Here is a 9,985-nt window from a genome sequence, read left to right as displayed (position 1 = left end):
CCAGGGAGATCTCGCACGAGCGCCCAGCAGGCTACTCATAACGGAGCACTGTGCATAACGCTGCTTATGGAGAGCTCTACATAAGCAGCGATTGCTGTCTCCCGTTGCCTCCTTGCGAGCATCCGGTCATAACCACATAGCAGTCATCTAGGCAAAGACGATTGCCGCCTGACATGTTTGCAAGTCGGAGTACTGGTTTCAGCCGAATAGAAGTCATGCCCAGTATGTCGTCAGCCAAACCTCAATGACAGGTTTCAGATAAAAGCAAAATGCCCGCGAGGCGCAGGCATTTTGAGGGTCTGACATAGAAGAACTTTAAACTTCTAAAGCACTATTGCACTCGATATCGTTTTGTGCAGAGACTTCTTCTTAGTAGTTATATCGGATGTTCACGCCCGTTGCCCAAGTGCGGCCAGGCGCTGATTCATAGAAACGGCCGTTGCTGTCGCCTACGATCACAGAGCCCACATACTTGCGGTCAAACAAGTTATCAAAGCGTGCAAAGGCATTCAGTGTCCAAGCACCCAAGTCCTTGGTGTAGCCCACGCTGGCACCAGCCACGGTAAACGAAGGTGCTGCTTCTGCGTTGGCATCGTTCACAAACACTTTGCTGGCGTGCTGTGCAGAAATACCAGCGCGCCATTCAGGTGTGATTTGGTAGTTGGCAGCTACAAACAGGTTTTGCTTGGAAATGCCAGGCAACTGGTTGCCCTTGGCCGCGCTGCCTGTTTGCTCACGGAAAGTGGCATCCAGATAGGTGTAAGCCGCTTGCACAGTCCACTTGGGGCTCAGGCGCACATCGGCTTGCAGTTCTGCACCCATGCGGCGTGTTTTGCCCGCGTTGCGATACACGGTGCGGCCATCGCCAGAGTTGGCACTGTCAGAGATCAGCTCGTTGTCAGTTGATGAATGGAACACAGCCGCGCTCCACATGCCCTTGACGGAACCTGTCAGGCGCTGGCGGAAACCCAGTTCCACTTGGTCACTGACGCTAGGCTGCAGTGCCAGGTTTAAACCGCCTTCAGACTTGGAGCGGTACGACAGTTCAGCGAACGTAGGCGTTTCGTAGCCACGACCAATGCTGATATACGCGGTGTCATTGGGCGTGAGTGCGTGTGACAGCGACACCACTGGCAGTGCCTTGTGGTGAGACGCATTGCCGGAGTCATCAGGATTGTCTGCGTTGATGAACTTATCGTTAGCCTCAAACTTCACATGGCTGTAACGCAGGCCGGTATCCAGCGTCCAGGTAGGGGCCAGCTTCCACGAAGCTTGGACATAAGGGTCCACATTGGTGATGGTGTTTTCTTCATTACGGCTGAGAGCACCACGCACACCCAGTTGCTCGCCCTTGAAGTTGTAATAGCCTTGGCGGTCTTCCACCACACGATCCAACGCCAAGCCGGCAGTCACAGTCACGGGCACGGGGGCATCGGTGAACTTACCGGTCCAATGTGCATCCAGACCTGCATAGTCACGCGACATATCGATCATGCCGCCTGCATGGCGCACATTTTTTTGCTGCGTTGCTTTGGGGATCGACTGGTATTGCTCCATGGAGCGGTGGCCGGCATAAGCCGTCAAAGCCACACTGTGCATGCCACTGAGCTTGCGCTCATAAGTAGCGCCCAATTGGGTTTGCTCCAGAGATTTGCGGGTGTTGTATTGCAAAGTACCGCTGGACACGCCACGCGGGTTGTTTTGCCAATCGGTGAAAGACACACCTTGGGGGTCTTGGGCATCTGACTTCATCGTATTGGCCGTGATCGTCAAGCGCGCATCGTTGCCAATAGCGGTGCTCAGCTTCACATTGGCGGTGTTACGATCGGCTGCGCTGTGGTCGCGGTAGCCATCGGTCATAAAACGGCTGGCGCTGACCAAATAGCTCAAGCCTTGTGCAGTTTGACCGCCAGCCTTGGCTGCCAAGCGCTTTTGGCCATCGCTGCCAAAGTTCACGCCGCCTTCGACAAAAGGCTTGCCTTCAGGCGTTTCGGTAAACACGCTGACTACACCACCCGCAGAATTACCGTACAGGACCGAGTAGGGGCCACGTAGGACTTCGATGCGTTCAATACTCGCAATGTCGATGTGGGACAGCGAGCCTTGGCCATCAGGCATGGTGGCGGGAATACTATCTACATACAGACGCACGCCGCGCACGCCAAACGTCGAGCGCGCGCCATATCCGCGCATAGACAGTTGCAAATCCTGCGCATAGTTCTGGCGATTCTTGATTTGTAAGCCAGGTACGCCGCTCAGGCTCTCAGAGAGGTTGACCTGCATTTGGCGGTCATGGATTTGCTCACCATCCACCACAGTTGCAGAGGTTGGCAGAGTCTGCAAGCTAGAAACGCCTGTGGCAGAGCGAATCTCAATGCTTTGCAGAATGGGCAAGTTATCAGTAACGGTTTGGGCAGAAGCAGCCATGTAGAGGCTGCCAAGGAATAAGAAAACGGCGTGACTTAATACCGTACGAGAAAAAGAATGCATGCTAAAACAGGGGTTGTGCTGCTTGGAGTCAAGCAGAAAGTCATCTCTAAGATCTATGATTTCTAAGGCAGTGCAAGATGCACTACCTATAGGTTCGCTAAGAACGCGTGGACGATCTCTGTTCAAGCAAAAGCAGATTGTTTGCACGCGTTCTTAGAGCGATTTACTAGCAACAGCCTTCCCAGGGCTCAACTGCTGTAGAGCTCTAGCTGCGCTATCTAAAACTTCATGTAGATGCTTGCTGCACCGCACCCATGACGGACTTGACTTCCAAATATTCACGGAAGCCGTGTTCCCCCCATTCACGGCCGTTGCCTGACTGCTTGTAGCCGCCAAAAGGCGCAGTAAAGTCCGGCCCTGCACCATTAATGTGAACCATACCGGTGCGTAACCGAGCGGCTACCCTGCGTGCCCGCTCTATGCTCCCTGACTGCACATAGCCCGAGAGGCCATAAGCTGTTTCATTGGCCATGCGTATGGCATCCTCAACTGTGTCATAGGGAATCATCACCAGCACTGGACCAAAGATCTCTTCACGGGCGATAGTCATATTGTTGGTCACGTCAGCGAATACTGTCGGTTTAACAAAGAATCCTTTTTCTCTGCCGCCTGCACGGCCTGTACCGCCTGCTACCAATGTGGCTCCCTCTTCAATACCTCGCTGAATCAGACCCTGAATTTTTTCGAATTGCGTGGCGTTGACTACAGGCCCAATAGGCATGCCCGTTACGTCTGCCAGTGCTTCACTAACTTCAACAGATTCAGCGGCAGCTTTGGCGGCAACCTTGGCACGCTCTTGCATTGTGCGTGGGATAAACATTCGCGTAGGCGCATTACAACTTTGGCCTGAGTTGGTGAAGCAGCCGATCACACCTTGTGTTACTGCTATTTCCAAATCGGCGTCATCAAGGATGATGTTGGCGGACTTGCCTCCCAGCTCCTGCGTTACACGTTTAATGGTGTCAGCCGATGCCTTTGCCACAGCGGCACCAGCCCGGGTGCTACCTGTAAAGGTCATCATGTCAATGCCAGGGTGGCGCGACATAGCCTCGCCTACATTTAGACCATCGCCATTAACCAGATTGAAAACGCCAGGTGGTACGCCTGCTGCATCCATCACCTCTGCCATGATAAGAGCGTCGAGCGGGGATACTTCAGATGGCTTAATCACCATGGTGCAGCCTGCAGCCAATGCGGGTGCCACTTTGCACATGAACTGGTTGATGGGCCAGTTCCATGGTGTGATCATGCCAACTACGCCGACTGGTTCGTGCAAAATGGCTGTGGTGCCCTGAATACGCTCGAACTGGAAGTCTTTGAGCACAGCCATCGCCACCTGCAGATGCGCCACGCCGACAGCAGCCTGTGCAGCACGTGAAAGCCACAGCGGGGCTCCCATTTCGGTAGAAATAGCACGCGCAATGTCTTCGTAGCGACTCTGATAGATCTCTAGTACTTTGCCCAGCAACGCCAAGCGCTCTTCACGGGTTGTTTGTGAATATGTCTCAAAGGCGCGGCGTGCAGCGACTACGGCCTTGTCTACATCGGCTGCGCTGCCCATGCTAATTTGTGCGCAAACCTCTTCATTGGAGGGATTAATGACATCGCGCGTAGCGGGCACTACTGGGTCTACCCACTGGCCATTGATATAGAACTTGAGATGTTTTTGTATGGTCATACTTTGTCTCCTAGAGAAATAGGTTTTATTGCGCGGCTTGCGGGCGAATAGAGTCTGCTACGCCCTGAATGAAGGCTTTGATTGCGTCGACTTGGTCATCTGTTAACTTGCCTGTGAAGTCAGGCATGCCACGCGAAGTCGCTGGACCATTGAAGATGAAAGTAGACAAATTTTCGATGTAGCCTGGATCTAGGTAAGCCAAGTTAGGGAGCGCTCCGCCTTTTTGTACGCCGGGCATGCCATGGCAGGCATAGCAATTGGCCACGTATAAAGCTGTGCCTTCGGGTACTTTGGCAGGGTCATACTTCACGCCCTGTATTAGCTTGCCCATACGGTACTCCACGAACTCTGGCAACTTGGCTGTTCCACCCAGTGCAAAGGTGTAAACAGTGCCAGGCATTTGCTTATCCGAGGCGCGTCCTGACAAGCCGTAGACACCACCCCAGCCCACAGCGATTGAGACATACTGCTTACCATCCACCATATAAGTACTGGGCGCAGCCACAACACCAGTACCTACGGGACTTTCCCACAGCTTCTTTCCACTAGCTGCGTCATAGGCCACGAAACGCCCGTCGGCTGTGCCCTGAAATACGAGATTGCCAGCAGTGGTCAGCGTACCGCCATTCCATGGGGAGACGTGCTCTACACGCCAAGCTTCCTTTTGTTTGACCGGATCCCACGCCAGCAGACGTCCCATAGGCTGGCTTTTAGGCGGTTCTGCTGGGATGGTTATGGCTGTATTCCAGCCAGTGCCGGAGCCATATCCCATAGGGCGTGGTTCATTGAACTTCCATTTAGGGTCATCCACCATGGCTAAGGGAATGTGCTGCGCAGGCAGGTATACCAGTCCAGTGTTTGGGTTGTATGACATGGGATGCCAGTTGTGAGCACCAAAGGGCCCAGGTACAGCATCCGGGTCACGACCGTCACGCGCTGCTGCTACGCCGATGGGTCTGCCTTTCTTGTCATAGCCCTTAGCCCAAGTCACGTCCACAAAATTCTTGGCAGAGATGAACTGGCCATTCGTACGATCCACAACGAAAAAGAAGCCGTTCTTAGGAGCGTGCAAAATCACTTTGCGCGTCTTACCTGCCAGCTTGATATCTGCCAAGATCATTGGCTGTGTGGAGGTGTAATCCCAGTTATCTGCTGGCGTTTGTTGGTAATGCCACTTGTACTTACCAGTATCTGGATCTAGCGCCACGATAGAGCCTAAATACAAGTTATCGCCCCCTTTGGGGCTACGCGCTTTGGCTGACCATGGCGAACCGTTGCCGACCCCCACATACATAGTGTTTAGCTCAGGGTCAAAAACCATGCTGTCCCACATAGTCCCGCCACCGCCTGCTTCCCAGTATTTGCCACTTGGGTCCCATGTTTTGGCAGCCAAGCGCATTGAATCATCTTCGTAGGGCTTGGCTGGATCTCCAGGAACGCTGTACCAGCGCCACTTTTGCTCTCCCGTCTCAGCATCGTAGGCAGTGATAAAACCTCGAACACCGTATTCAGCACCGCCGTTGCCTATGATGACCTTGCCCTTGAAAACACGCGGTGCACCAGTGATGGTGTAGGGGCCTGTGTGGCCTTCAATAGTGTTTTTCTCCCACACTACTTTGCCAGTGGCTGCATCTAATGCGATCAGTCGGCCATCGAACGCACCTACGTAGACTTTGCCTTTCCAGAGCGCTACGCCGCGGTTAACCACATCACAGCAGGCATCTTTCGCGCGTTTGGGATCGACTTTTGGATCGTAAGTCCAGATTTTCTGCCCAGTGCGTGCGTCAATGGCATGCACCACACTCCAAGACGCAGTCTGGTACATCACGCCATCAACAACTACAGGCGTAGCTTCTACACCACGCGTAGATTCGAGGTTGTATGACCATACTAAGCCAAGTTGGTTGGCGTTATCAGCATTGATCTGGTTCAGACGGCTATATCGTGTCTCAGCATAGTCCACGCCAATAGTGGGCCAATCAGGCGTTTTTTGGGCATTAGCGCGAATGAAAGCTTCGTCCACATGCTGTACAGGATTAGTGCCGTTTTGCGCGAAAACGGACAATGCAACCAAGCCAGCAAGTGTGACGGGAAGGGTACGAAAAAGCATGTTGTGTCGTCTCCTTAATTTTTTGCATATCAGTACCGGGCAGTGCACCCGGGCGCTATAAGCATCTCGCAGCACCTGCGTCTGGACATCTCAGGGATTTCACTAGTGCATTTGTGTTCCGTAATGGAACACATTGGCGGCTATGTCCATTTCCAGTGCACCTCGCCAGCTTTTTGCAACGACGCCATCTGAGCGCATCGCTATGGCTCGCCGTAAATTTTTCGAGGAGGGACAACGTCCCTCCGGATTAGTGAGCGAAGCGGTGTTTCAGTCTTGGATGCGTTGCTATCGCCAACACCCTGATCGTTTGCGTGATGTGGCCTTTGATCCAGTTACCCCCAGTCGGGTACACAGTACGCTGGCACACAACCGTGGATTGCTACAAGCAGCTCAGCCAGAACTGGAAACGCTGGAACGATCGTTAGCTGGCACAGGTGTCAATCTGCTGTTGACTGATGGCGACGGCGTAATGCTGTATGTCAGTGCCATGCAACACGAGGTAGACATACCTACACGCCACATGGGTCGACCAGGCTCTAACCTGGCCGAGCGTGCATCAGGGACGACAGCGCCCGGTATTGTTGTAGCCACAGGCCAAGCTTGCGCGGTGATGGGCGGCGAGCACTACTTTGATGACTTGCAAGCTCTACACTGCGCGGCAGCCCCTATTCGCGATGTACAGGGCAATTTGGCTGGTGTATTAGATCTGACAGCGATGACTCAGCCGTTTGGCTTTGATGCCCTGCAACTCGCTATTCAGTACGCAACCAGCATTGAAAATACTTTGTTGCAAGCCCAATCACATGAGTTGCTGATATTGAGCTTCCAGACGACCCCTACTTTAATAAACACACCGTTGCAAGGCCTAGCGGGCGTAGCATCTGATGGCACAGTAGTCTGGATCAATGCTTCTGGGGCGCGTCTGGCAGGTCGAGTGTCTAACGCTGAAACAATGCCCTGCCATGTCGAAGATCTTTTCGGACATGGGGTAGAGACACTACTGCATTTGAGTCGCCATCATGGCCCACACAGCCTACGGTTAGCCAATGGATTACTCGCTTGGCTAGAGGTACGGCTGCAGTCCCACGACGAGCAAGCTCAACGTTTTATTTCACCACCTGCTAGGACACTCTCTGAATTGTGTAGCGATCAAGTCCAAACGGAAGATCCTGCGCAGCAACAAACGCCAGCGACGCTGCGTGAATGTAGTCGTAAACTTATTGAGAGCACATTAGCTGCGCACAATGGCAATATTGCCAAGACAGCCCAAAAATTGGGCATTTCTCGTGGCACCTTATACCGTCGCATACGCAAGTATGGATTATCTTCAGGCTGAATTGAGCCGCCGTTTTCAATAGCTGTTCGACCCACGCAGGGAAAAACGCTGGCTGTGATGCAAGTCTGTGGTGGCTCGCAGTCCTTCAATGCGGTGAACCAAATGCGTATCTTGGGCCGCTGGATGCGTATGCTGACCATTCCCAACCAGTCTTCCGTTGCCAAAGCCTTTATGGAGTTTGGGGATGACAACCGCATGAAGCCTTCCGGCTACTACGACCGTATCGTCGATGTGATGGAAGAACTGGTGAAGTTCACGCTACTCACACGCGATGTGTCACCTTATTTGGTGGACCGCTACAGCGAGCGCAAAGAGACCGCAGCGGAGCTATCGAAACGCGTGAATCAAGCATCTATTTGATAGTTGAGCTGGAAGCAGACGAACAAATATGTTTCATGGATGGCTGCTTCTCGCCGGCAGCAGCCCGTCGTTGCCTGATGGATCCAACCCCTCCGCTGCTATAGTGCAGTCGGCTTCTGACGTTCAGTGCAGCCGTCTTCTGAAAACGACACACCTGGTGGCCCGCAATGAGAGTGGCCACCTGTTGCGCAAGTGGTCGTCAGATGAGGCGATGGGTCAGGGCTTGGCCTTGCTGCTGAACCAGGCCAGCGGCCTAAGCCGGCTGCTTTTGTGGCCGCTGCTCGATGCGCAGGAGGAATAGGCGACAAGACAAATTCAGCGTGCCCCGCAAGACAATTTCAGCGTGCGCGTGGTACTGATAACGTATACACTTTGTTAGTACCTTTAGAAAGGAGCGCACCATGTCAAAAGAAGCCGTTTTCACGATGAAGCTGGAACCGGAGCTGCGCGCCGACTTCATGGCCGAGGTGGCTGGCGAAGATCGGCCCGCGTCCCAGGTCGTGCGCGAGTTGATGCGCGGCTACATCGAGCAGCGCCGCCAAGCCCGCGAATATGAGGGCTACCTGCGGCGCAAGGTCGAAGCCGGCCGCGCCTCGATGCGTGCCGGCCTTGGCCGGTCGAATGATGAAGTTGAAGCCGCGTTCGCTGCCAGGCGCAACCAGGTAGCGGCAGGCCACGCGTGATAGTTGTCTGGACGCCAGAGGCGGAACAAGACCGCGCCGACATTTGGGACTACATCGCGGCCGACAACCCCGGCGCGGCCGTCCGCATGGATGAGCTTTTCAGCAATGCGGCCGCCAGGCTGTCTGCGCATCCGAAGATGGGCAAGGCAGGCAAGATTTCAGGCACCCGCGAGCTGATACCGCATGAAAGCTATAGGCTGGTGTACGAGATCGACGGGGACACGGTTTGGGTATTGACCCTGGTGCATACCGCCCGCCAATGGCCGTCCGCCCAATAAGGAAAAACATGGAACCGTTGTGCAATCGGGAGGTTTACGGCCCTGGCCTGGCCATGTGGATCGAGGGCATGGGGACAATTGCCGTGTCCATCGCCAACCGCTGGCAAATGGGCTGGCCGCAAAGAGTCCAGGCATTGCTGGACGGGGGCAATTTCCAAGTCAATCTGGATGCCCAGGTGAACAAGGAAAAGGACGTTCTGGCCGACGCGGTAGATCTGCAACACCTCACGCACCGTGAGATTTTGCAGATGCATGAGATACAGGAATCGCCGCCGGCTGAGTACGTTGTGGAGCGGGATGGAGTTAGCTTCATCGAAGGCGATGCGATTTCTAATTTCCCGGCGTTTGTGACGTTCGCGCAGCCTCCAACCCCGGAGCAAATGGCAAATATCCACGCTCTGCGCGGGAGACAGGCGGGCTGGCGTTGAATTTTCCTGCGGCCAGTCGTCGGCCTCAGAACACTCCCTAGACGTTGCTTCAGCGCATCCTCGGACGATTTCCGCGACCGTCTGCCCTGCGCGTCTGGTCAAGGGACTGACCAACAGCAGGCACACCCTGCTCAGGCGGGAACTCATACAGGCCGTGCTTGCCCTGCCCTGTGTGCAGAACTGCAAACTGCCCGCAGGAGGCCTTCACGGTGCCATGCAGCGCCCTTTCTGGACTAAGCCTTGGCAACCCCTTGTTCTCCTCCAAAAATGCCTCCAGGGCCGCGTTGCCTGTATCCACAGGCTCCAACTCGGACCGGCGCGCTTCTTCGGTGGCCGCATCTTTCTCCACCCTGCGTGGCTGTTCAATCTGCGGTACTGGCGGCGCCTGCTCTTGAGGCACCACTGGCCCAGGCTGGCGCACCTCTTCGGCAACATCCACCACGGCCTCCTGCGCCTTCTGCGCTTGCTCTCTGCGCGGCGCCGGCTTGAACTTCTCTGCCTGCAGCTGGCGGCGAAGTACCTCAAGGGGTCTCCTCGTTTTCAGTGCAATAAGTGACGGTACGAAAAGCTAGCACTGGCGCGGAGGTGGTGTTGGTAGATCGTTGATTTCATTGACTTTCCT

At 54.6% G+C, this 9,985-nt stretch carries 8 protein-coding genes and 1 pseudogene; 5 read left to right on the top strand and 4 right to left on the bottom strand.

Features of this window, described 5'->3' with window-relative positions; translation table 11 throughout:
* Positions 1 to 369: 369 nt before the first annotated feature.
* From B7Y64_RS18615 to B7Y64_RS18605, 3 genes are all read right to left on the bottom strand, one after another.
* Positions 370 to 2,490, bottom strand: a complete 2,121-nt coding sequence (locus tag B7Y64_RS18615) for a TonB-dependent receptor (RefSeq protein ID WP_082136990.1) — start codon at positions 2,488 to 2,490, stop codon at positions 370 to 372.
* Between the two features lie 226 nt (positions 2,491 to 2,716).
* Positions 2,717 to 4,168, bottom strand: coding sequence for an aldehyde dehydrogenase family protein (locus B7Y64_RS18610; RefSeq protein WP_008903176.1), 1,452 nt, complete (start codon positions 4,166 to 4,168; stop codon positions 2,717 to 2,719).
* 25 nt (positions 4,169 to 4,193) lie between these two features.
* On the bottom strand, positions 4,194 to 6,278 hold the full coding sequence (locus B7Y64_RS18605; protein WP_291329558.1) for a PQQ-dependent dehydrogenase, methanol/ethanol family: 2,085 nt from the start codon (positions 6,276 to 6,278) through the stop codon (positions 4,194 to 4,196).
* A gap of 142 nt (positions 6,279 to 6,420) precedes the next feature.
* Here B7Y64_RS18605 and B7Y64_RS18600 point away from each other — a divergent pair, with 142 nt between their 5' ends.
* From B7Y64_RS18600 to B7Y64_RS18580, 5 genes and pseudogenes are all read left to right on the top strand, one after another.
* Positions 6,421 to 7,614 carry a helix-turn-helix domain-containing protein gene (locus B7Y64_RS18600; protein WP_008903174.1) on the top strand — a complete coding sequence of 398 codons (1,194 nt, stop codon included), beginning with the start codon at positions 6,421 to 6,423 and terminating at the stop codon, positions 7,612 to 7,614.
* A 21-nt stretch (positions 7,615 to 7,635) separates the two neighbouring features.
* A pseudogene (locus B7Y64_RS18595) lies at positions 7,636 to 7,974 on the top strand (arsenical resistance protein ArsH); the annotation flags it as partial.
* Between the two features lie 401 nt (positions 7,975 to 8,375).
* Positions 8,376 to 8,657, top strand: coding sequence for an antitoxin of toxin-antitoxin stability system (locus tag B7Y64_RS18590; RefSeq protein WP_291329554.1), 282 nt, complete (start codon positions 8,376 to 8,378; stop codon positions 8,655 to 8,657).
* Positions 8,654 to 8,935, top strand: coding sequence for a type II toxin-antitoxin system RelE/ParE family toxin (locus B7Y64_RS18585; RefSeq protein ID WP_291329552.1), 282 nt, complete (start codon positions 8,654 to 8,656; stop codon positions 8,933 to 8,935). Before B7Y64_RS18590 ends, B7Y64_RS18585 begins: the two co-directional genes overlap by 4 nt.
* Before the next feature lie 8 nt (positions 8,936 to 8,943).
* Positions 8,944 to 9,363, top strand: a complete 420-nt coding sequence (locus B7Y64_RS18580) for a hypothetical protein (RefSeq protein ID WP_291329550.1) — start codon at positions 8,944 to 8,946, stop codon at positions 9,361 to 9,363.
* A 49-nt stretch (positions 9,364 to 9,412) separates the two neighbouring features.
* On the opposite strand, the gene B7Y64_RS18575 is transcribed toward B7Y64_RS18580, so the two are convergent.
* Positions 9,413 to 9,802: a hypothetical protein gene (locus B7Y64_RS18575; RefSeq protein WP_291329548.1), complete on the bottom strand. Its 390-nt coding sequence runs from the start codon at positions 9,800 to 9,802 to the stop codon at positions 9,413 to 9,415.
* Positions 9,803 to 9,985: the final 183 nt, after the last annotated feature.

Origin of the sequence: Acidovorax sp. 35-64-16, assembly GCF_002281195.1 — a bacterium.
Lineage (GTDB): Bacteria > Pseudomonadota > Gammaproteobacteria > Burkholderiales > Burkholderiaceae_C > Acidovorax > Acidovorax defluvii.
Note: the sequence above shows the minus strand (reverse complement) of the source record. Positions and strands in the feature narration are given on the sequence as shown.